The sequence below is a fragment of the Micromonospora sp. NPDC000089 genome (genome assembly GCF_042899365.1).
Classification (GTDB): Bacteria; Actinomycetota; Actinomycetes; order Mycobacteriales; family Micromonosporaceae; genus Micromonospora.
Genome location: NZ_JBIAZT010000017.1, coordinates 95,115 through 117,220 on the forward strand (window position 1 = coordinate 95,115; position 22,106 = coordinate 117,220).

Here is a 22,106-nt window from a genome sequence, read left to right on the forward strand (position 1 = left end):
ACCCGTTCGGGTGCCCGTCAAAATCGCGACGGGCGGCCCGCTCGGGTTCACGGGGGACGGGCCGGGCCGGCGTCTCCGCCGGCCCGGCCCGTCACGTCCTACCGGCTACGCCAGGTCGCCGCGGCGACGTCGGGCCAGGAACACCAGCGCCACGCCGAGCAGCAGGACCGCGAGCGCGGCACCGGCGACCAGCGGTACGGGGATTGAGTCCCCGGTCACCGGCAGCTTCCCGCGCACCGGAATGGTCAGCCGGGACTCGGCCGACACCGGCGACGGTCCGGTCGGCGGCTTGCCGGTGGCGGTGGCCACGTTGGTGATCGAGCCGTGGTGCAGGTCGGCCTTCGAGACGGTGTAGACCGCCTCGCAGGTGACCGCCGCCCCGGCGGCCAGGGTCACCGAGCCGTTCGGCGTCCGGTCCGGGCCGCAGGTGATCGGCCCGAGGTTCGCCGGGTCGGCCGGCGCGACCAGGGTGTCGGTCACCGTGACGCCGGTCAGGGCGACCGCGCCGGTGTTCGTCACCAGGAACAGGTACGGGATCCGCTGGCCCACCTTGTAGACCTTGTCCACCGGGGAGGACTTGACCACGGTGATGGCCGCACCTCTGGTGACGGTCACCGTCGCCGACGACGGCGCGGAGCGTGCCCTGCCCAGCGGCGGCACTCCGGGCACCACCGGCGGGTCGCCGACGGCTATCGCCGTGTCGGTGATCCGGCCCGCGTCGATGTCCGCCGCCGTGGCGGTGTAGCCGGCGGTGCAGGTGACGCTCGCCCCCGGGTCGAGGGCGACCGCGCCGTTGGCCACCGGCGGCGTGCCGCAGGTGATCGGCCCGAGGCTTCCGGTGCCGGAGAACGCGGTCTCCTGCACCGTCACCCCGCTCAGCGGGACGTTACCGGTGTTGGTGACGGCGAACCGGTAGGTGACGGTGTCACCGGCGCGGGCCACGACCGTCGGGGTGACCGACTTGGCGATGCTGATCGACGCCTTCAGGACCGGGATGTCCAGCGGCGACGGTGGTGACACGACCGCCGGTCCGACCGGTGGCGTACCGGTCGCGGTGGCGACGTCGACCAGGCTGGCCTGCTGGTAGTCGGCCGCGGAGACGGTGTACGTCGACCGGCAGGTGATCGCCTCGCCGGGGGCGAGGGTGACCGTGCCGTTCGGCAGGTCGTCCGGGCCGCAGACGATCGGCGACAGGTTGACCCGGTCGGCCGGGAGCAGCAGCGTGTCGTTGACGGTCACCCCGGTCAGCGTGAAGCCGCCGGTGTTCACCACCAGGTAGCGGTACGACACCTGCTGGCCCGCCGCGGTGATCGCCACCGTGGGGGACGCCTTGATCACCTGGATGTCCGCGACCACGTCCGCCTGCGGGATGGTCAGCGACGACGGCGCGGAGGTGATCGGGGTGGTGGTGCCGGGCGGCGTCCCCCGCGCGACGGCCGAGTCGACGAGCTTGTCGTTGTCCAGGTCCGCCTGGGTGACCGTGTAGGTGGCGGTGCAGTTCGTCGACGCGCCGGGCGCCAGCGTGGTGGCCTGGCAGGTGATCGGGCCGAGGTTCGCGTTCGACGACGGCGGGGTCTGGGTGTCCACGACGGACACCCCGGTGAGGGTCAGCCCGCCGGTGTTCACCACGTGGAAGTCGTACGGCACCTGCTGACCGACCGTGGTGATGGCCGTGGTGGTCGAGGCCTTGGTGATGCCGATCGACGCGGTCAGATCGGCGGCCGGGATGGTCAGCGCCGACGGCGCGGAGGTGATCGGGTCGGTGGCCCCGGGCGGGGTGCCACGGGCGACCGCGGAGTCACTGACCCCGTCGTTGTCCAGGTCCGCCTGGGTCACCGTGTACGTCGCGGTGCAGCTCGTCGACGCGCCGGGCGCCAACGTGGTCGCCTGACAGGTGATCGGGCCGAGGTTCGCGTTGGACGACGGCGGCGTCTGGGTGTCCACCACGGTGACGTTCGACAGCGTCAGGCCGCCGGTGTTGGTGACGTGGAAGTCGTACGGCACCTGCTGGCCGACCGAGGTGATCGCCGGGGTGGCGGAGGCCTTGATGATCGCGATGCCGGCCACCACGTCGTTCGCGGGGATGGTCAGCGCCGACGGCGGCGAGCTGATCGGCACCTCGCTGCCCGGCGGGAGACCCCGGGCCACGGCGGAGTCGGACACCCCGTCGTTGTCCAGATCGGCCTGCGTCACCGTGTAGGTGGCGGTGCAGGTGGTCGACGCGCCCGGTGCGAGCGTGGTCGTCGGGCAGGTGATCGGGCCCAGGTTCGCGTTCGACGATGGCGGCGTCTGGGTGTCCACCACGGTCACGTTCGACAGCGTCAGCCCGCCGGTGTTGACCACCAGGAACTGGTACGGCACCTGCTGGCCGACGGTGGAGATCTCGGTGACGGTGGACGACTTGATCACGCTGATCGCGGGCACCGGGTCGGTCGGGATCACCAGCGTGGCCGGCGGGGAGACCACCGGCGTGCCCCCGCCCGGCGGGGTGCCGCGCACGACGGCGCTGTCCCGGACGGCGCCGATGTCCAGGTCGGCCTGGGTGGCGGTGTACGTGGCGGTGCAGTCGGTGGCCGCGCCGGGCGCGAGCGTGGTCACCGGGCAGGTGATCGGGCCGAGGTTCGCGTTGGACGACGGCGGCGTCTGGGTGTCGGTCACCGTCACGTTCGTCAGTGTCAGGCCACCGTCGTTGACCACGTGGAAGACGTACGGCACCTGCTGGCCGGGGCTCGTGATCAGGGCGGTGGTGGAGGACTTCGCGATCGCAATCGACGCCGTCGCGCCCGACTGCGGGATGGTCAGCGTGGACGGCGGCGAGGTCACCGGCGTGCTGGTGCCCGGCGGGGTGCCGCGCGCGACCGCGGAGTCGGTGACCCCGTCGTTGTCCAGGTCGGCCTGGGTGACGGTGTAGGTGGCGGTGCAGGTGGTCGACGCGCCGGGCGTCAGCGTCGTCACCGGGCAGCTGATCGGACCCAGGTTGGCGTTGGACGACGGCGGCGTCTGGGTGTCGGTGATCGCCACGTTGGTCAGGGTCAGGCCGCCGGTGTTCACCACCAGGAACCGGTACGGCACCTGCTGCCCCACCGCGTTGATCGCGGCGGTGGGCGAGGTCTTGGTGACCGCGATGGCGGCCTCCGCGCCGGACTGCGGGATGGTCAGCGTGGACGGCGGCGAGGTGACCGGGGTGCTGGTCCCGGGCGGGGTGCCGCGCGCGACGGCGGAGTCGGTGACCCCGCCGTTGTCCAGGTCCGCCTGGGTGACGGTGTAGGTCGCGGTGCAGGTGGTCGACGCGCCCGGCGCCAGCGTGGTCGCTGGGCAGCTGATCGGGCCGAGGTTCGCGTTCGACGACGGCGGCGTCTGGGTGTCGGTGACGGCTACGTTGGTCAGCGTCAGGTTGCCGGTGTTCACCACCAGGAACCGGTACGGCACCTGCTGCCCCACCGCGTTGATCGACGCGGTCGGCGACGACTTGAGCACCGAGATGGACGAGGTGGCCTCGCGGACCGGGATGGTCAGCTCGACCGGGGCGGAGACCACCGGGGTCGAGGTGCCGGGTGGGGTGCCGCGGGCGGTGGCGGTGTCCCGCAACGAGCCGTTGTCCAGGTCCGCCTGGGTGACCCTGTAGGTGGCGGTGCAGCTGGTGGACGCGCCGGGCGCGAGCGTGGTCGCCTGGCAGGTGATCGGGCCGAGGTTCGCGTTCGACGACGGCGGGGTCTGGGTGTCGGTGATCGCCACGTTGGACAGGGTCAGGCCGCCGGTGTTGACCACGTGGAAGTCGTACGGCACCTGCTGACCGACCGTCGTGATCGTGGTGGTGGTGGACGCCTTGGCCAACGAGATGCTCGCCGGAGTGGCCCCGCCGCAGGAGAGGGTGGTGCTGAACGGGAAGTAGTGGATCTCACCGCCCCGGTGGTCGATCGTCCGGGTGATGATGCTGCCCTCGGTGTTCGAGGCGGAGACGTCGACCAGGTCCGCGTTCGGGGCGTAGATGCTGCCCTCGACCGTACGGGCGTTGGTGGTGAGGGTGAGTCGCGTGGCGGTCGGGAAGTTCAGCAGGATGTACCGCGCCTGGTTGCCTCCGATGCCGGAGAAGTTCGGCGCGTTCCAGGCGAAGTCGTTGCCGACACCGCTGGTGTCCACGTTGATCAGCAGCGGGGTGGTGGCCGTCGGCTGGCTGGCGAAGGTGAGCGTGTCGATGTTGTTGAGATCCGCGGCGCCGATGTTCAGCACGTTGGTGACACCCGAGGTGAGGGTGACGACGGCGTTGCTGCCCGGCGGGATCGGTCGGGGCAGCACGTCGCCGTTGGGCGTCCGCAGCACCACCGTGTTGTCACAGGTCGCCAGCCCGGCCGAAGTGCTGCGGAACTCGGTGAAGGCGGCGCCGAAGTCGATCGGCGAGGTCGGTCCGACGCTGCTGGGGGCCTGCCGGGTGGTCAGCTCGACCCGGGGAAAGGCGTCGTAGTTGTTGTTGGGCAGGATCCGGGTGTTGACCTGGGCGCCGTTGTTGTCGGTGTCCTTCACCACGGCGCCGGTCAGGTTGCCCACCTTGGCGTAGCCGCCGGACAGCACCTGCAACCGGGTCCCGGCGACGCTGCCGGCGAAGTTCACCCGCCCGCCGACGACCAGTGCGGTCGGCTTGGTGTCTCCCGGTGCGACGAACGAGCCGACGCTGTTGTTGGCGAGTTGGTAGTTGCCGAAGGTGAGGTCGCCACCCACCGCCATGGTGCCGTCGTTCTCGCTGGTCACCACGTTTCCGTTGACTTCGGTCATCACTCCGAAGCTCAACGCCGGCGCGACCGGGTCGACCGGCCCGACCGCGCCCAAGGCGACCGGCCGTTGCTGCCGGCCGGCCGGCGGCGCTGGCACCGAGGCGCTGCCGGCGATCAGAACGCCGAGCGCGGCGACCGTGGCGAGCAGCTGCCGCCGACTCACGTCCCATACCCGTGTAGCCATTATTCCCCCGTATGTCCGATTCGATACGGAGCGTAGCGGTTGTGGCGGCTGAGAGTGACGGGAATCCTGAGCGCCGCAGGGTGCCCTGGGATGACGACAAACGACGCACGGTGCCAGCCCGGGGTGCGCGCCAGCCGCGACGCCGCGGCCCCGTCCGGGCGCTACCGACCTGATGACGTGAACGGGTCAGGGCATCCGCCGAGGCAATCGGATCCGTGCGGCGGCACGAGGTGGGTCGGCTGAATCGTTTACGTCATCAGGTCCAAAGCGTCCGACCGGCGCAGCCCGGGGCCAGTGCGGCGTCCCACACCGGGTGGGTCGGGTGTCCGAATCGTGGCCGCCACGTCGCGTCGGATGTGCGTTCTGACCTGCGGGATCCCGTGGCCGGCGCCACCCCCACCACGGAATCGACCCGGGGGCCGAGGCGTTGTACATGTCATACCGCACCGAACCCCAGCGCGACCCCGGCACCCCCCCCAGGCACGGGCCCACCCCCACCGGGAATGGCCCACCGCCCGAGCCGGTTACACCCCCCGGAACCCGCGAGCAGGCCAACCGCCGCCGGGTTCCCACCCCCGGGAATGACCGACCGGCCCCACCGGTTACACCACCCCCGGACCGCCCGAGCAGGCCGAGCCGCCGGGCACCCCCCCAAGACTTTCCCCCTTCGCCCCGCACCCCACCCCCGGGTGCGACGGGCAACCCCCGACCAGAGGAGCACGCCATCATGCGTACCGATCTGATCCGCAAGACCGTCCTCACCGCCGCCGGCATCGCCGCCACCACCACCGGCATCGCCGGCCCCGCCATCGCCGCCCACGCCGCCCCCGCCGACAAGCCCACGGCCGTCCAGAGCGACCGCAAGGGCAACGGCGAACGCGAACTGAAGGTCGACTACCAGGCCCAGCCGAACTTCTACTACTGCGGCCCCGCCGCCACCCGCAACGCCCTGTCCGTCCAGGGCAAGAACATCGACGTCGACGCCATGGCCAAGGAAATGGGCACCACCGAGAACGGCACCAACAGCATCAACGACATCACCCCCGTCCTGAACAAGGAAACCGGCAAGAAGGACGCCTACCACTCCGTCGAGATCCGCACCCCCAAGGCCGACGACAAGCAGACCGACACCCTGCGCGCCGACATCGTCCGCACCGTCGACAACGGCCGCGCCGTGGTCGCCAACATCGCCGGCACCACCACCGACACCAACGGCGGCACCCACTCCTTCGAAGGCGGCCACTACATCAGCGTCGTCGGCTACAAGGACAACGGCAAGATCGTCACCATCGCCGACTCCGCCAACCCGAACACCGCCTCCTACCAGATCACCGTCGACAACCTCGCCGACTGGATCGCCACCCGCGGCTACTCCACCAGCTGACCACCACCCCGCACCACACGAAGGGCCGGCCCACACGGGCCGGCCCTTCATCGGCTACGGCGGTGGGCGTACGCGGAGTGTCGCCCGTGGCACCACGACCGGGCGGTCCCGGGCCGGAAGGCTCGGTCAGACACCGACACCGAGGAGCCGCACCATGAAGCCGACCCACTCACCTGCTCGCCGAGCCGCCGGGGGTGCCCTGCTGGTCGCCGCGCTGGGCATCGTCGTCCAGATCGTCGGCGGCGCCGACTACCCCACCGTGCCGCCCGGGCTGCTGATCCTGACCGCCGCCGCGCTCGCCTTCCTGCTCGCACCCTGGCGGTGGGCGGTCGTCCTGGCCGCGGCGGCCACCCTCTTCATCAGCGTGGGCGGCGTCCTGGCGCCGAACTTCCGCGAGCAGTTGGGCGACCCGGGCGACGCGCTCGTCTTCGCCGGCAGCCTGGTGCAGGCGGCGGCGCTCGCCGTCGCGCTGCTCTTCGCCGTCGTCGCCCTGACCGGGCTCCGGCGGGATCGCGCCGAGCGAAGCCTTCAGCCGCACCGCGGGTGAGTCGGCCGGATCGGCTACGGCAGGATGGCGGACGTGGCCAGACGACCAGCCCGCCGAGGCCCGACCGACGATCAGTCCCAGCCCTGCCCGTGCGGCACCGGCCTGCCGTACCCGGACTGTTGCGGGCCGGTGCACCGCGGCGCCGCGACGGCCGGCACTGCCGAGGCGCTGATGCGGTCGCGGTTCAGCGCGTTCGCCGTCGGCCACGCGGACTACCTGCTGCGCAGCTGGCACTCGTCGACGAGGCCGGCGCGGCTGCGGCTGGACCCGGCGCAGCGGTGGACCCGGCTGGAGATCCTGGCGACCGAGCGGGGCGGCCTGTTCGACAGCGAGGGCGCGGTCGCGTTCCGGGCGCACTACCGGGAGGCCGGTCGGCCCGGCATGCTCGACGAGCGCAGCCGCTTCGTTCGCGAGGACGGCCGCTGGGTCTACCTCGACGGCCACGCCACCTGACCGGACGACCGTCCGGCACGGTCATCGGTGGTCGTTCCCGCACCTGGCCGGTTGACCGACCGAGGGCCCGGAGGCGGCACCGGCCGCCTCCGGGCCCGACCGGCTCACCCGCCGTCGGCCGGCACGGGCGCGTCGACCGGCTCGTTCCGGGTGCGCGACCCGAGCAGGACGGCCGCCAGCAGCAGGTACGGCACGGCCGCCGCGACGAAGGCGACCGCGTTGCCGGCAACCCCGGCGACCAGGCCATAGCCGGCGTACACCACGATGACGGCCAGGTCGGTGACCATCCCGGCGGCCGAGGTCACGGTGGCCCGGGCCGGTCCGGTGATCCGGGCCTGCAGACGGGCGTCGGCGAGCACGGTGGCCAGTTGCAGCCCGCAGAACGCCACCCCGAGCAGCAGGAAACCGGCGGGCTGCCGGACGCCCGCGCCGACGGCCAGGGCCACCGCGGCCGCGACGAGCAGACCGGCGTACCCACGGGTGCGCAGCCGCTCGCCGGCCGGGGCGAGCAGTCCGCCGACGGTCACCCCGAGCCAGGTGAGCCCGAGCAGCAGCGGCACGACCGACGCGGTCACGCCGGTGTCCTGGGCGAGCAGCGGGGTGTACTCGTCCAGGGAACCCCAGACGGCGCCGACCGCCGGCACCAGCAGCAGCGCCGACCGTACCCGCGGGTGGGTGCGGGCCTCGGTGAGGCCGGCCCGCAGGGTCGCCCACCAGCCCGGCTCGTCGTCCTCGGCGGCGTCGTCGCCGGGTGCCGGTGCGGCCGGCGCGGTGCGGTGCTCGGGGAAGCGGGTGGCGACGGCGGTGGCGAGCAGGCAGGCCAGCACGCTGGCCGCGCCGACCGCCGGCCAGCCGCCGACCGCGAACACCGGGCCGGCCAGGCCGATCGAGCCGAGCACGCCCAACACCCCGGCGGTACGGCCACGGCCGATCAGGCGGGCGTACCGGCCGGCCGCGCCGAGTCGGTCGAGCTCGTCGTGGACGAGCGCCTCGAGGGCGCCGGAGCTGAGCGCGCCGCCGGCGCCCCAGAGGACGAAGCCGACGGCGAACGACCCGTACGAGGGGGCCAGCACCCACAGCGCGAAGCCGGCGCCGGTCAGCAGCGGCGCGAGGCAGAGCAGCAGCCGCCGCGAGACGGTGTCGGCCCACGCCCCGGAGGGCACCTCGACCAGGATGCTGGTCGCCGACCAGAGCACGAAGAGCGAGGAGATCTGCCCGACGGACAGCCCGGTGTCGCTGAACAGCAGCGCGTACAGCGGGTAGAGCAGGACGAAGTCGGCCAGGAACAGGTAGCCGTAGAGGGTGGCCGCGAGGCGGCGGACGCGGGTGCGGGACACCCGCGCGGAGGCGACGGACATGGGGGCCTTTCCACGGGACGGGACGGACGCGGCATAGTGCGGCGCCCGCGGTGGCCCGCGGTTTCGGCCCTCAGCGGCGGATCAACATCGCCAGGTCATGGCGTCGATGGTAGTGGCGCGCGGCGGCCCGGGCGACCCCGTCCGGCGGGTACGCGACGGCGGGCGGGACCAATCGGTCCCGCCCGCCGTGGTGGTGGCGTCCTCAGCGGCGGAACTTCTCCGTGTCCGTCGACGGGATGATCATCGTGGTGTCACTGTCGTCCACCACCGGGTCGTCGTCCGCCGGCGTGGCCTGCCGCGGCGCGGTGGGGGCGCCGGTGGCGGGCTCGGCGGCGGGCGACGGGGGCACCGGGCTGGTCGAGGGCGTGGTCGTCGTGCCGACCGGGTCGGTCGGGTCGGGGTCGGTGTACGGGGCGACCGGCTGGGTCAGGTCCGACTCGTCGTACCGGGACACCACCTGGGTGCGGTCGGCGTCGTCGGCCACCTGCTGGGTCCGGTCGGACGGGCTGTAGCCGGTCACCGGCTGGGTGCGCTCGACGTCCTCGTCGTACGAGGTCAGGTGGGCGCGGACGTCCCGCCGGCTGGCCTGGTAGGCGCGGGCGTGCGTGGCGATCAGCTGCGACTCCTGCTCGGCCCGGGTCAGCCAGGACTCCCACCGGCTCTGCATCGGCCGGATCAGTCCGCCGCCGACCCCGACGATCAGGATGCCGCCGACGGTGGCCAGCACGGCGATCAGCACCGGGGTGGTGATGGCGGTGGCCACACCGATCTGGTTGAGCGCGGCGATGATGCCCAGGCCGAGGATGAACACCGAGGCGATGGTGGCCAGCACCCGGCCGTAGGACAGGCCGCCGAGCGCGCTGCTGATGATGTCCTTGACCGCGGTGGCGATGGCCGCGGCCACCACCACGATGACGATCGCGACGAACGCCCGGGGCAGCCAGGCGACGACGCCGGCGATCAGGTCGGAGACCGGGTTGGGGCCCCAGATGCCGAACGCGATCTGCAACGTGACCAGCAGGACGGCGTAGTAGGCGAGCTTGGCCACGATGTCGCTGGCGTCGTACCGGGACCGGGCCAGCGCGGTCTTGATGCCGCCGCGCTCGACCGCCTTGTCGAAGTGCACCCGCTCGAGCACCTTGTCCACGATCTTGAGGACGGCCTTGGCGATGAGCCAGCCCACCACCAGGATCGCCACGAAGGCGAGGGCCTTGGGCAGGAACAGCAGCACGGCACGCAGGGCGTCCCCCACCGCGTCGCCGAAGTCGTCTCTCATCTGGGTCCTCCACACTGTCCGTGACGTTGGTCGGCCCCGACCTACCCTGACCGGCGCGCGGGGAAACGCCGGTCGACCCCGGACCGGCACGAACCTCCACCGTGCGCCCTTTCGCGCGACCGTCCGGTCAGCGATGCCCCTCGCGGCGGTGTCCGTCGCCGTCGCCGGTCGTGGCGACCGGGCCGGCAGCGGGCTCCCCGACCGGCGCCACCCGGCCGACGCCCTCGCGGGCCGGCCGGGCCAGCTCGTCGAAGAACCGCAGCAGCTCCACCGGGAACGGCATGACCAGGGTGCTGTTCTTCTCGGCGGCCACGTCCACCACGGTCTGCAGCAACCGCAACTGGTACGCCCCGGGCGTGTCCGCCATCGCCCGGGAGGCGTCGGCCAGCCGGCGGGACGCCTGGAACTCGCCGTCCGCGGCGATCACCCGGGCCCGGCGTTCCCGTTCCGCCTCGGCCTGCCGAGACATCGACCGCTTCATGCCCTCGGGCAGCGACACGTCCTTGACCTCGACCCGCTCGATGAGCAGGCCCCAGGGCTTCTCCGTCGGCGCGTCGATCACCGACTTCAGCTCCGCGTTGATCCGGTCCCGGTCGCCGAGCAGGGTGTCCAGGTCGGCCTTGCCGATCACCGAGCGCAGCGCGGTCTGCGCGACCTGAAGCACCGCCGACGGGTAGTCCCGGACGTTGACCAGGGCCTTGACCGGGTCGACGACCCGGTAGTAGACCACCGCGTCGACGGTGAGCGTGACGTTGTCCTTGGTGATCGCGCCCTGGGCCGGCACCCCGATCACGGTGGTCTGCATGCTGACCCGGACCATCCGGTCGGCGACCGGCACGATCAGGTGCAGGCCGGGCCCGCGGACCTCCTCCCGCACCCGACCGAACCGGAACACAATCCCGCGCTGGTACTGCTGGACCATCCGGACGCTCAGCGACAGCACCAGCACCAGCACGACCACGACGACCAGGCCGACGAATCCGGCGGCGGCTCCCATGACCCCTCGATCCCGGAGGCGCCCGCCTCCCGGCGCCGCGCATACCCGCCGCGGCGCCGCGCATTCCTGCCACCTCACCCGGAGCGGGTGACGATCCGGGTCGCCGACCTCACCCCGGACGGCGCCCGGGGCGCGTAGGGTGTCCGGCGCTGTCGCATCCGCCGGGGAGGGATCCGCGTGGCCGAGCTGTATCCGCCGATCGAGCCGTACGACGCGGGAATGCTCGACGTGGGCGACGGCAACGCCGTGTACTGGGAGACCAGCGGCGACCCGGACGGCCGGCCAGCCCTGGTGGTCCACGGTGGACCGGGCTCGGGGAGCGCTCCGGTGTCCCGCCGGCTCTTCGACCCGGCCCGCTACCGGATCATCCATTTCGACCAGCGCAACTGCGGGCGGAGCACCCCGCACGCCGCCGATCCGGCCACCGACCTGCGGCACAACACCACCGACCACCTGATCGCCGACATGGAACGACTCCGGGAGCACCTGGGCGTCGAACGGTGGCTGCTGCAGGGCGGCTCGTGGGGCTCCACGCTGATCCTGGCGTACGCGCAGCGGCACCCGGACCGGGTCTCGGCGATCGTGATCTGGTCGGTCACCACCACCCGGCGGTCGGAGATCGACTGGCTCTACCGCGGGGTGGGCCGGTTCTTCCCGGAGCAGTGGGACCGCTTCCTGGCCGGCGCGCCGGGCACCCCCCGCGACGGTGACGTGGTCGGCGCGTACGCCCGGTTGGTGGAGGATCCCGACCCGGCGGTGCGGGAGCGGGCGGTGCGGGACTGGTGCGCCTGGGAGGACGCGGTGGTCTCCGCCGAGGGCGGCGGCAACCCGTACTCCGACCGCCCGTCGGCGGCCCGCACCGCGATGGTACGGATCTGCGCGCGCTACTTCGCCCACGGCGCCTGGCTGCCGGAGGGGCAGTTGCTGCGCGACGCGCACCGGTTGGCCGGCATTCCCGGGGTGCTGATCCACGGTCGGCTCGACCTGGGCAGCCCGCTCGACACCGCCTGGGAGCTGCGCCGGGGCTGGCCGGACGCGGAGCTGATCGTGGTGGACGACGCCGGGCACCTGGCCACCGTGGCGGCCCGCCGACACGTCGTCCGGGCGCTGGACCGGTTCGCGGCCGACGAGGATCGATCGACGGACGCCTCTAGCGCGTGACCCGCGGTTGGCAATAGTCTCCACGGCAGGCGCGACAGCTGGAGTTTCCTTTCACCGGTCGCGTGGTCCCCGCCGCCGAAGTCGAGGAGATGCCATGCACGTCGACAAGCCCGAGTTCGACCGTCGTACATTGCTGCGGGCCGGCCTCGGCGCGGCGACCGTCGCGGTCGTCGGGTACGAACTGGCCGTTCCGGCCGCCGCCCAGGCCGCCCCCGGCGCGGAGCTGGACTGGATCATCAGCTGCGACGAGTGGGGCGCCCGGCCGCCGCGCGACCCGCTGTCGGTCAGCGCGATCCCCACCAACAAGATCATCCTGCACCACATGGCGTTCCCCAACGTCACCGACTACTCCGAGGCGCACGCCATCGCGTTGGCCCGGGAGTGCCAGGATCTGCACATGGACGGCAACGGCTGGTCCGACACCGGCCAGCACTTCACCGTCAGCCGCGGCGGCCACGTCCTGGAGGGGCGGCACGGCAGCCTGGAGCGGCTGCGGGCCGGCGACCGGCAGATGATCGCCGCGCACTGCCCCGGCGAGAACGGCCGGGCCATCGGGATCGAGAACGAGGGCACCTACGTCACCGAGACGCCGCCCGCGGCGCTGCTCGACTCGATGGTCACGCTCTGCGTCACCATCTGCCGGCAGTACGGCCTGCACGCTTACGACATCTTCGGCCACTGGGACTTCCGCACCACCGACTGCCCCGGCGCGGCCTTCTACCGGCTCTTCCCCGACGTGCGTCGGCGGGTCTTCCACGAGCTGGGCGCCGACCCGGCCGACGTGCCGGCCCGCCGCTGGCCCGACCTGTGGCGCTTCGACAGCTCCCCCGCCGTGCGGGTCGCCCAGTTCCTGCTGGCGTACCGGGGATACCCGGTCACCCCGACCAGCGCCTTCGACCCGGCCACCGTCGCGGCGGTGCAGGACTGGCAGGCCCGCAACGGTCTCCCGGTGGACGTCGACGCCACCCTCACCGACCGCACCTGGGAGACCCTCTCCCCGGAGCTGGACAAGGACGCGACCGGGCTGCCGGTGCAGGCGGTGCAGTTCATCCTGAACTGGAAGGGCTACCCCGACGTGCGGGAGACCGGCGGGTACGACCACGCCACCATGAAGGCGGTGCAGGACGTCCAGCGGCTGCACGGGCTGCCGCCCAACGGCAAGCTGTCCACCAGCACCTGGTGCGCGCTGGTCGGCGGGGTGGTCCGCCAGTCGTTCCGCCGGCACTGAGGACGACGGGGCTCACGACAGCCGGGCCAGCCGGCCGGTCTCCAACGCCACCCAGACCGCACCGTCCGGCCCGACCGCGATCCCGTGCGGTTCGGAGGCGGGGGTCGGCAGCGGCCAGCCACTGATCTCGCCGTCGGCGGTGACATGGCCGATCCGGTTGCCGGCCCACTCGGTGAACCAGCAGCCCCCGGCCGGGTCGGCCGCGATCGCGTGCGGTCGGCCCGCCCGGTCGGGCAGCGGGTACTCGCGGATGTGGCCGTCGACGGTGATCCGGCCGACCTGACCGGCGTCGATCTCCACGAACCAGAGCGCGCCGTCGGTGCCTTCGGTGATGCCGACCGGCCCCGCCGCGGGCGTCGGCACCGGGTGCAGGCGTACGGCCCCGTCGGGGGTGATCCGGCCGATCGCGTTCGCCTGGTTGAGGGTGAACCAGAGGGCGCCGTCGGGGCCACTGGTGATCATCGACGGCAGGCCGCCGGTCACCGGCAGGCGGTACTCGGTGACCTCCCCCTCGACGGTGATCCGGCCGATCCGGTCGGTGGACATGGCGGTGAACCAGAGCGCGCCGTCCGGTCCGGCCGCGATGCCGTACGGGCCGGCGCCGGGCACCGGCCAGGAGTCCAGGTGACCGGCGTCGTCGATCCGGCCGATCCGGTGGTCGCGCATGCGGGTGAACCACAGCGCACCGTCGGGGCCGGACGTGATCAGTGCGGGGCCGCAGCCGGGCGCGCCGAGGTCGAGGGTCTCGGCCCGGCCGTCGGGGGCGATTCGCAGCAGTCGTCCGGCGTGCACGAGGGTGCACCAGGGGGCGCCGTCCGGCCCGATCGCGACCCCGTACGGGCCGGCGCCGGGCTCGGCCACGGTCAACTCGGTGAGCACAGCGACATCTCCTCAGACGGTCACGGGTGCGGGGTGCAGGACGCCGGCCGCCATCGTGCGGATCTCGCCCCGCCACCGGGCGCGCAGCCGCCGGTCGTGGCTGACCACGACGACGGCCCCCGGGTACCCGGCCAGGGCATCCTCCAGCTCCTCCACGAGGCCGGGCGACAGGTGGTTGGTGGGCTCGTCGAGCAGCAGCAACCCGGCGGCGGTGGTGAACAGGCGGGCCAGCCCGAGGCGCTGGCGTTGCCCGGTGGAGAGCTTCCCGGTCGGCACGTCCAACAGCTCGGGCGGGAATAGGCCGAGGGCGAGCAGCGCGGCGCGGTGCTCGCCCGGCGGCCCGGGGCGACCGTGGGCGAAGGCGGCGAGCAGCGTACGCGTGGGGCGCTCGGCGGTGACCTCCTGCGGCAGGTGACCGATCGGCGCGTGCCGGGTCACCCACCCGGCGTCCGGCTCGAGGTCTCCGGCCAGGACCTGCAGGAGGGTGCTCTTGCCGGCGCCGTTCGCCCCGGTGACCAGCAGCCGCTCCCCCGCCCGGAGGGTCAGCGAGACCGGACCCAGTCGGCCGCGGACGCGGACGTCGACGGCGTCGAGCGCCACGCCGGCGCCGGCGGTGGCCGGGGGCGGGGTGAACCGCAGCGCTTCCGGCGGGGCGGGCACCGGGTCGGATTCGAGTCGGTGCAGGCGCTGCTCGGCGTTGCGGACCCGGCTGGCGAGGGATTGCTGCACCCGGCCACCGGCCCGGTCGTACGCCAACTTGTTGTTGTCGGTGGCGGCGCGGCCCGGCGCGACCCGGCGGGCGGTGGTGGCCGCCGCCGCGCGTAGCCGGTCGACCTCGTCGCGCCACTCGCGGTGGGCCTGCGCCCAGCGGTGCCGGGCGGCGGCCCGCTCGGCGAGGTAGCCCGCGTAGCCGACGCCGTGCCGGGCCAGCGTGCGCCGGTCGGCATCGACCTCGACGAGGACGGTGGCGACGCGTTCCAGGAAGAGCCGGTCGTGGGAGACGACGACGGTGGTGCCGCCCCGGCCCCGCAGGTGCTCCTCGAGCCAGCCGAGTGCCGCGTCGTCGAGATGGTTGGTGGGCTCGTCCAGCAGCAGCACCTCGGATCCGGCGGCGAGCACGGCGGCCAGGTGCAGCCGGGCCTGCTCACCACCGGAAAGCTCGCCGAGCCGGCGGTCCCGGTCGAGACCGGCGATGCCGAGGCCGTGCAGCGCCCGGTCGACCCGGGCGTCGGCCTGGTAGCCGCCGCGCAGCTCGAAGACGGTGGCGAGGTCGCCGTACTCGGCCAGCCGGTCGGCGTCGCCGGCGGCGAGCTGCGGTTCCAGCTCGCGCAGACGGGCCTCGATGGCGCGCAGGTCGGCCAGGGCGGCGTCGACGGCCTGGCGGACGGTGAGCCGGGGCGACAGCGGGGCGTCCTGGGCGAGGTGGCCGACGCCGCCGTCGGCGGTGACGGTGACCGTGCCGTCGTCGGGCTGTTCCCGACCGGCGAGCAGTCGCAGCAGGGTCGACTTGCCGGAGCCGTTCTCGCCGACGACGCCGGCGCGCTCCCCCGGGGCGACGGCGCAACTGACCGCGTCGAAGATCAGGCGGTCGCCGTAGGACAGGGTCAGGTCGTGGATGCTGATCTGGGTAGGCACGCTGCTCTCCGCTGGCGTCGGGTCGGGCGGCCGCGCCCGGGGGCACGATCGTCGGGGACACGGTGGACGGTCAGCGGAGCATCGGCGGCCTCCTTAACGCGACGATTGATGCTTTAGGATCGTGGCATGGCAGCACCCGACCCGGCAACCGATATCCGTGATCCGGCCGCCGGTCCGGCCCGGCGTCCCGGCGGCCGCAGCGCCGCGGTGCGCCGCCGGGTCCTCGACGCGGTCACCGCCCACCTGATCGAGTACGGCTACGACGCGCTGAGCGTGGAGGCCGTGGCGGACCGGTCCGGGGTGCACCGCACCACCGTCTACCGGCGCTGGCGCGACGTCGGCGGTCTCCTCGCCGACGTGCTCGCCGAGGCCGCCGACGACGACTGGCGGCCCCGCGACACCGGCTCGCTCGCCGGCGACCTGCTGGCCATCAATGAGGAGGTGCACGAGGCGCTGACCGCGCGGCCACCCCTCACCGCCGCCCTGATCGCCGCCTCGTTCCGCTCACCGGCGGCGGCCGAGGCGCTGCGCGCCTTCTGGGTCGACCGGTACGACCGGTGCGCCGTCGTGGTCCGCCGGGCCGTGTCCCGGGGCGAGGCGCCCGAGGGCACCGATGCCCGGGCGCTGCTGGTGGCGGCGACCGCGCCGGTCTACCACGAGCACCTGCTGCTGCGCGGCGCGCCCGGGCCGGCGGTGGCGCGGCGGGCGGCGGAGGCGGCGGTGGCCGCGGCCCGGGCGGGCGCCTTCACCACCGGCGTGTGAGGCCTGGTGGCGCACCGATCGGTGCGACGATGACGCCGTCACCGACTCAGGGAGGACACCGTGGCGTCCCAGCTCAACCCGTATCTCAGCTTCGACGGCAACGCCCGTCAGGCGATGGAGTTCTACCACCAGGTGTTCGGCGGCGACCTGTCGCTGGGCACGTTCCGCGACTTCGGCACCGAGGACCCGGCGATCGCCGACCAGATCATGCACGGCCTGCTGCGCACCACCAGCGGCTACGTGCTGATGGGCGCGGACCTGCCGCCCGGCGAGCAGCTGCACCGGGGCAACGGCAGCTCGGTGATCATCAACGGCAACGACGCGGGCGAGCTGCGCGGCTACTGGGCCCGGCTGTCCGAGGGCGGGAAGGTCACCGTGCCGCTGGAGAAGCAGGTGTGGGGCGACGAGTACGGCCAGTGCGAGGACCGGTTCGGCGTCCCCTGGATGGTCAACATCACCCAGGCTCAGCTGTAACCGGTTTGCCGGCAGCCCGCGCCGGAGAGTGTGGCGGTATGAAGTGGGTCAGTCGAGCCGTACCCCTCGCCGCCGCCGCCCTCGCCGGGCTGGCCGCGCGCGACGTCCTGCAGCGCGACCACGCGCTGCGACGCAACTTCCCGGTGATCGGGCGGGCCCGCTACCTGCTGGAGGCGATCGGGCCGGAGCTGCGGCAGTACATCGTGGCCGGCAACGACGAGGAGCGGCCGTTCACCCGCGACCAGCGGCGCTGGGTCTACGCCTCGGCCAAGCGGGAGAACAACTACTTCGGCTTCGGCACCGACAACGACATCGAGTACACCGCCGGCTATCCGATCATCAAGCACCGGACGTTCGCCCGGACGGTGCCGCCGTCCGCGCCGACCGCCGGGCACGACGTGCGGCTGCCGGCGGCGAAGGTGCTCGGCGGGGCGCGCGGGCGGGCGAAGGCGTTCCGGCCCGAGTCGGTGGTCAACATCTCCGGGATGAGCTTCGGCTCGCTGTCCGGCAACGCGATCACCGCGCTGAACAAGGGCGCCGCGCTGGCCGGTTGCCTGCAGAACACCGGCGAGGGCGGGTTGTCGCCGTACCACCGCAACGGCGGTGACCTGGTCTTCCAGCTCGGTACCGCGTACTTCGGCTGCCGGGACGAGCGCGGCCGGTTCGACCTGGCCCGGCTCAAGGACCTGGTCGCCGGCGCGCCGGTACGGGCGCTGGAGGTGAAGCTCAGCCAGGGCGCGAAGCCCAGCCTGGGCGGGCTGCTGCCCGGGTCGAAGGTGTCGGCCGAGATCGCCGCGACCCGGGGCATCCCGCAGGGGAAGGACTGCGTCAGCCCGTCCCGGCACGCCGAGTTCTCCGACTGCGACAGCCTGCTCGACTGGGTGGAGCTGCTGGCCGCCGAGACCGGCCTGCCGGTGGGCATCAAGTCCGCCGTGGGCGACCTGGGCTTCTGGGACGAGCTGACCACGCTGATCCGGGACACCGGGCGTGGGGTGGACTTCGTGACAATCGACGGCGGCGAGGGCGGCACCGGCGCCGCCCCGCTGATCTTCACCGACTCGGTGTCGCTGCCGTTCCAGCTCGGCTTCGCCCGGGTCTACCGGATCTTCGCCGAGAAGGGCCTGCACGAGGAGACCGTCTTCGTCGGCGCCGGCAAGCTCGGCCTGCCGGACAACGCGATCGTCGCGTTCGCGCTCGGCTGCGACATGGTCAACGTGGGCCGGGAGGCGATGCTGGCGATCGGCTGCATCCAGGCGCAGAAGTGCCACACCGACACCTGCCCGACCGGGGTGGCCACCCAGAACCCGTGGCTGGCCCGCGGCCTCGACCCCGCGCTGAAGTCCGTCCGGGCCGCCAACTACCTGCGGACCCTGCGGCGGGACCTGGTCAAGGTCGCCGAGGCGTGCGGCGTCGAGCACCCCGGGCTGATCGACGCCGACGCGGTGGAGATCCTGGACGGGCGGACCGCCTCGACCCCGCTGCGCGAGGTGTACGACTATCGCCGTGAGTGGGGCCTGCCGTCGGCGGCGGACCGGGCGGAGATCGTCCGGCTGATGAGCGGGGAGGCGCCGCGAGGCGGCAGCGCCCCGCCGTCGGCCACCGCCCAGGGCTGACCGAGCACGCCGGCTCGGCGTGACGTAGTCGCAGGTCGTCGGGTCTACCCGACGTCGTGCCAGCAGGGCGAGCTGGCTCGGGCGTTAGGGTGCGCGCGGGTGGTGTTCAACGACGGGCTCAGGCTGCGCCAGCGGGCGCGCGAGAACGGCGAGAAGTACATCTCCGACGGCGAGCTGTCGCGCCGGATCATCACCGAGGCGAAGCGCACGGCCGAGCGGGCATGGCTGGGCGAGGTCTCGTCGGTCGTGTTGCAGCAGGCCCTGGCGGACCTGAACACCGCGTACCGCAACTTCTTCGCCTCGATCTCCGGCATGCGCAAGGGCACGAGGGTCGCCCCGCCGAGGTTCCGATCCCGCAAGGACAACCGGCAGGCCATCCGGTTCACGAAGAACTCCCGGTTCAAGGTGCTAGAAAATGGCCGGCTGCGCCTGCCGAAGGTTGGCGACCTGGACGTGCGTTGGTCGCGAACCCTGCCCTCCGACCCGTCTTCCGTGACGATCATCAAGGACGCGGCGGGGCGGTACTTCGCCTCGTTCGTCGTCCAGACCATGGATGAGCCGCTGCCCGAGCGGGACTCGCAGGTAGGGATCGACTTGGGCCTGACGCACTTCGCGGTCCTCTCGGACGGAAAGAAGATCGCCGCGCCGAAGTTCCTGCGGCGTGCGGCCCGCAAGCTCAAGCGGCGGCAACAGGCTCTCTCCCGCAAGCAGCGCGGGAGCCGGAACCGCAAAAAGGCCGTCGTGAAGGTCGCCAGGGCGCACGCCCGGGTGGCCGACACCCGGCGGGACTGGCAGCACAAGCTGTCCACGGCGATCATCCGCGACAACCAAGCGGTGTACGTCGAGGACCTGTGCGTCGTCGGCCTCAGCCGGACCCGGCTCGCGAAGTCCGTGCACGACGCGGGCTGGGCCAGCTTCACCGCCATGCTGGAGTACAAGGCCGCCCGCTACGGGCGCACCTTCGGCCGGGTCGACCGGTTCTTCCCGTCCACCCGGATGTGCTCCGACTGTGGCCGCATCAACCAGAAGATGGCCCTGAACGTCCGGACGTGGAACTGCCCCTGCGGAGCAGCCCACGACCGGGACATCAACGCCGCCAACAACATCCTGGCCGCCGGACAGGCGGACAGGCTAAACGACCGTGGAGCGCAGGTAAGACCGGGGCCCGTCCCGGCACCGCGCGGCGAAGCGGTAACCCACCCGGACGCCGCGCGGTCCACGCGCAGCGTGGAGGGAATCCTCGCCCTCTAGGACGAGGAGGATGCCAAGAGGCTAAGGCGTACGGCGTGCGCGTAGTGGTGCCGCCGGACGGCGAGCTGCCGTTCCTGCATCCGCTGCTGGTGGAGCGGCTGTGGGACGGCGCTGACCCGCGCCACGCTGCTCGGACGTCGCCCCGGGCTGGAGATGCCGCGGCTGCCGGACTGACCCCGGGCGGCGGCGACAGCGGCGTCCGGGCCCGCGCGAACATCGCAGAAACCGGTTACAGTGCTCGGACCGGACCAGTCGACGCTCCTGGAGGTGCCCCGGTGACCAGCACCGACGACCGACCGCCCGCGAACGCCCGTTCCGACTGGGAGGCGCGCATCGCGCTCCGCAGCGACGAGGAGGGCACCACCGACGTCACGCCGGTGCTCGACCCGCCCGCCGACCTGACCGCCCGCCCCGGGGTCGGGCACGTGCGGCTGTCCTGGTCGCCGGTGGCCGACGCGGTCGGCTACCTGGTGCACCGCGCGCCGCTGCGCGACGGCGTGCCCGACGGCCCGCTCACCCCGGTCGACCACCTCGGCGGCGACGTCCTGTCGGTGCCCGACACCTGGTACGTGGACACCACCGGCGAGCCGGAGACCCCGTACGCGTACGCGGTCGCCGCCGTCAGCGAGGTGACCGTCACCGGCCCGACCGGAACCCCGGTGACCGCCGCGACGCTGGCGGCGACCGCGCAGCCGCCGACCGTCGAGCTGCGGGTCGACGCGGCGCACCCGGGCAGCCCGCTGCCCCGGCCCTGGCAGCCGATGATCGGCAGCGAGCGGCTGTCCCAGCTGCTCTGCATCGACCTGTCCGGCGGCCGGGAGATCGGCAAGGAGCTGCTGGCCGCGCTGCGGCGCATCCGCGACGAGGTGGGCGTGGAGACCGTCCGCGCGCACGCGATCCTGCACGACGACCTGGCCGTCTACCGCGAGGTGGACAGCGAGCCGGTGATCGACTTCACCGGCGTCGACCGGGTCTACGACCTGCTGCTCTCCACCGGGCTTCGGCCGTGCGTCGAGATCGGCTTCATGCCCCGCGACCTGGCCGCCGACCCGTCCCGGACGGTCTTCGAGTACCGCGGCGTGATCTCCCCGCCGAAGGACTGGGACCGCTGGGCGCTGCTGGTCCGCTCGCTGGTCGCGCACCTGCTGGAGCGCTACGGCGAGGAGGTGCTCGGCTGGGACTTCGAGGTGTGGAACGAGGCCAACCTGGAGGTGTTCTGGTCGGGCACCCGCGAGGAGTGGATGCGGCTCTACGACGTCACCGCCGAGGCGGTGAAGGCCGTCGACCCGCGGATCCCGGTCGGCGGGCCGTCGTCCGCGGCGGCCGGCTGGGTCGACGCGCTGCTGTCGCACGCCCGCCGCTCCGGCGCGCCGGTCGACTTCGTCTCCACCCACACGTACGGCAGCCCGCCGCTGGACCTGCGGCCCACGCTGCGCCGGCTCGGCTTCCCGGACGCGCGGCTGCTGTGGACCGAGTGGGGCGTCACCCCCACCCACTTCCACCCGGTCAACGACGGCACGTCGGCCGCCACCTTCCTGCTCAGCGGGATGCGCTCGGCGGCCGGCCGGGTGGACGCCCTGTCGTACTGGGTGGCCAGCGACCACTTCGAGGAGCTGGGCCGCCCGCCGCGGCTGCTGCACGGCGGGTTCGGCCTGATCACCGTCGGCGGGATCGCCAAGCCGCGCTACCACGCGCTGCGGATGCTCGGCCAGCTCGGCGAGACCGAGCTGCCGGTGCGGGCCGACGGCGACGGCGCGGACGGCCTGGTGCAGACCTGGGCCAGCCGGCGCGCCGACGGCGGCCTGGCCATCCTGGTCTGGGCGTCCACCCTCGACCAGGCCAAGCGGGACGGTGACCCGGCGCTCGCCCGGCGGATCCGGCTCGCCGTGGACGGCGCGGCCGGCCGGACGGTCACCGTCACCCGGCTCGACCGGGAGCACGGCGACGTCACCACCGTCGCCGCCCGGCTCGGGGTGACCGACTGGCCGACCGACGAGCAGTGGGACGCGCTGCGCGCCGCCGACGCCCTCGCCACCGAGAAGGTCGAGGTGACCGGGGACGGCGGGACGGCGGTGCTGGAGCTGCACCTGCCCCAACCGGGCGCGGTGCTGGTCGAGGTCGCCGGGAGCTGAGCC

16 protein-coding genes are annotated in these 22,106 nt (G+C 73.2%); 10 read left to right on the top strand and 6 right to left on the bottom strand.

Going from position 1 to position 22,106, the window contains the following annotated elements; all coding sequences use genetic code 11:
- Window positions 1-105 precede the first annotated feature (105 nt).
- Window positions 106-4,953, bottom strand: a complete 4,848-nt coding sequence (locus ACFY3U_RS24475; RefSeq protein WP_387205751.1) for a choice-of-anchor A family protein — start codon at window positions 4,951-4,953, stop codon at window positions 106-108.
- A gap of 727 nt (window positions 4,954-5,680) precedes the next feature.
- On the opposite strand from ACFY3U_RS24475, the gene ACFY3U_RS24480 reads away from it, so the two are divergent.
- The 3 genes from ACFY3U_RS24480 (at window position 5,681) to ACFY3U_RS24490 (ending at window position 7,337) form a co-directional block, all read left to right on the top strand.
- On the top strand, window positions 5,681-6,337 hold the full coding sequence (locus ACFY3U_RS24480) for a C39 family peptidase (protein ID WP_387205752.1): 657 nt from the start codon (window positions 5,681-5,683) through the stop codon (window positions 6,335-6,337).
- Between the two features lie 154 nt (window positions 6,338-6,491).
- Window positions 6,492-6,884: a hypothetical protein gene (locus ACFY3U_RS24485; protein WP_387205754.1), complete on the top strand. Its 393-nt coding sequence runs from the start codon at window positions 6,492-6,494 to the stop codon at window positions 6,882-6,884.
- Between the two features lie 24 nt (window positions 6,885-6,908).
- Entirely contained in the window at window positions 6,909-7,337 is a 429-nt protein-coding gene (locus ACFY3U_RS24490; RefSeq protein ID WP_387205756.1) for a YchJ family protein, read from the top strand.
- 104 nt (window positions 7,338-7,441) lie between these two features.
- Here ACFY3U_RS24490 and ACFY3U_RS24495 read toward each other — a convergent pair whose 3' ends face one another.
- The 3 genes from ACFY3U_RS24495 to ACFY3U_RS24505 form a co-directional block, all read right to left on the bottom strand.
- Complete coding sequence (locus ACFY3U_RS24495; RefSeq protein ID WP_387205757.1) at window positions 7,442-8,695, bottom strand: MFS transporter; 1,254 nt, start codon at window positions 8,693-8,695, stop codon at window positions 7,442-7,444.
- 202 nt (window positions 8,696-8,897) lie between these two features.
- Window positions 8,898-9,971, bottom strand: a complete 1,074-nt coding sequence (locus tag ACFY3U_RS24500) for a hypothetical protein (RefSeq protein WP_387205759.1) — start codon at window positions 9,969-9,971, stop codon at window positions 8,898-8,900.
- A 127-nt stretch (window positions 9,972-10,098) separates the two neighbouring features.
- Complete coding sequence (locus ACFY3U_RS24505; protein ID WP_387205761.1) at window positions 10,099-10,968, bottom strand: SPFH domain-containing protein; 870 nt, start codon at window positions 10,966-10,968, stop codon at window positions 10,099-10,101.
- A gap of 177 nt (window positions 10,969-11,145) precedes the next feature.
- On the opposite strand from ACFY3U_RS24505, the gene pip reads away from it, so the two are divergent.
- Window positions 11,146-12,129, top strand: a complete 984-nt coding sequence (gene pip, locus ACFY3U_RS24510) for a prolyl aminopeptidase (protein ID WP_387205763.1) — start codon at window positions 11,146-11,148, stop codon at window positions 12,127-12,129.
- A 94-nt stretch (window positions 12,130-12,223) separates the two neighbouring features.
- On the top strand, window positions 12,224-13,357 hold the full coding sequence (locus ACFY3U_RS24515) for a peptidoglycan-binding protein (RefSeq protein WP_387205765.1): 1,134 nt from the start codon (window positions 12,224-12,226) through the stop codon (window positions 13,355-13,357).
- A gap of 12 nt (window positions 13,358-13,369) precedes the next feature.
- Here the strand turns inward: ACFY3U_RS24515 and ACFY3U_RS24520 are convergent, their stop codons facing one another.
- A complete protein-coding gene (locus tag ACFY3U_RS24520) occupies window positions 13,370-14,236 on the bottom strand; it encodes a virginiamycin B lyase (RefSeq protein WP_387205767.1) in 867 nt (288 codons plus the stop codon).
- A gap of 12 nt (window positions 14,237-14,248) precedes the next feature.
- Window positions 14,249-15,871: a ribosomal protection-like ABC-F family protein gene (gene abc-f / locus ACFY3U_RS24525; protein ID WP_387205769.1), complete on the bottom strand. Its 1,623-nt coding sequence runs from the start codon at window positions 15,869-15,871 to the stop codon at window positions 14,249-14,251.
- Window positions 15,872-15,997: 126 nt separating this feature from the next.
- Here abc-f and ACFY3U_RS24530 point away from each other — a divergent pair, with 126 nt between their 5' ends.
- The 5 genes from ACFY3U_RS24530 to ACFY3U_RS24550 all read left to right on the top strand — a co-directional run bounded on the left by ACFY3U_RS24530 (window position 15,998) and on the right by ACFY3U_RS24550 (window position 22,103).
- Window positions 15,998-16,633 carry a TetR/AcrR family transcriptional regulator gene (locus tag ACFY3U_RS24530; protein WP_387205771.1) on the top strand — a complete coding sequence of 212 codons (636 nt, stop codon included), beginning with the start codon at window positions 15,998-16,000 and terminating at the stop codon, window positions 16,631-16,633.
- Window positions 16,634-16,693: 60 nt separating this feature from the next.
- On the top strand, window positions 16,694-17,107 hold the full coding sequence (locus tag ACFY3U_RS24535) for a VOC family protein (protein ID WP_387205772.1): 414 nt from the start codon (window positions 16,694-16,696) through the stop codon (window positions 17,105-17,107).
- A gap of 38 nt (window positions 17,108-17,145) precedes the next feature.
- Window positions 17,146-18,720: a glutamate synthase-related protein gene (locus tag ACFY3U_RS24540; RefSeq protein WP_387205774.1), complete on the top strand. Its 1,575-nt coding sequence runs from the start codon at window positions 17,146-17,148 to the stop codon at window positions 18,718-18,720.
- Window positions 18,721-18,792: 72 nt separating this feature from the next.
- The gene (locus tag ACFY3U_RS24545; RefSeq protein WP_387205804.1) at window positions 18,793-19,971 is read left to right on the top strand and encodes an RNA-guided endonuclease InsQ/TnpB family protein; all 1,179 of its coding nucleotides are present in this window, start codon (window positions 18,793-18,795) and stop codon (window positions 19,969-19,971) included.
- A 275-nt stretch (window positions 19,972-20,246) separates the two neighbouring features.
- Window positions 20,247-22,103: a xylan 1,4-beta-xylosidase gene (locus tag ACFY3U_RS24550; RefSeq protein ID WP_387205776.1), complete on the top strand. Its 1,857-nt coding sequence runs from the start codon at window positions 20,247-20,249 to the stop codon at window positions 22,101-22,103.
- Window positions 22,104-22,106: the final 3 nt, after the last annotated feature.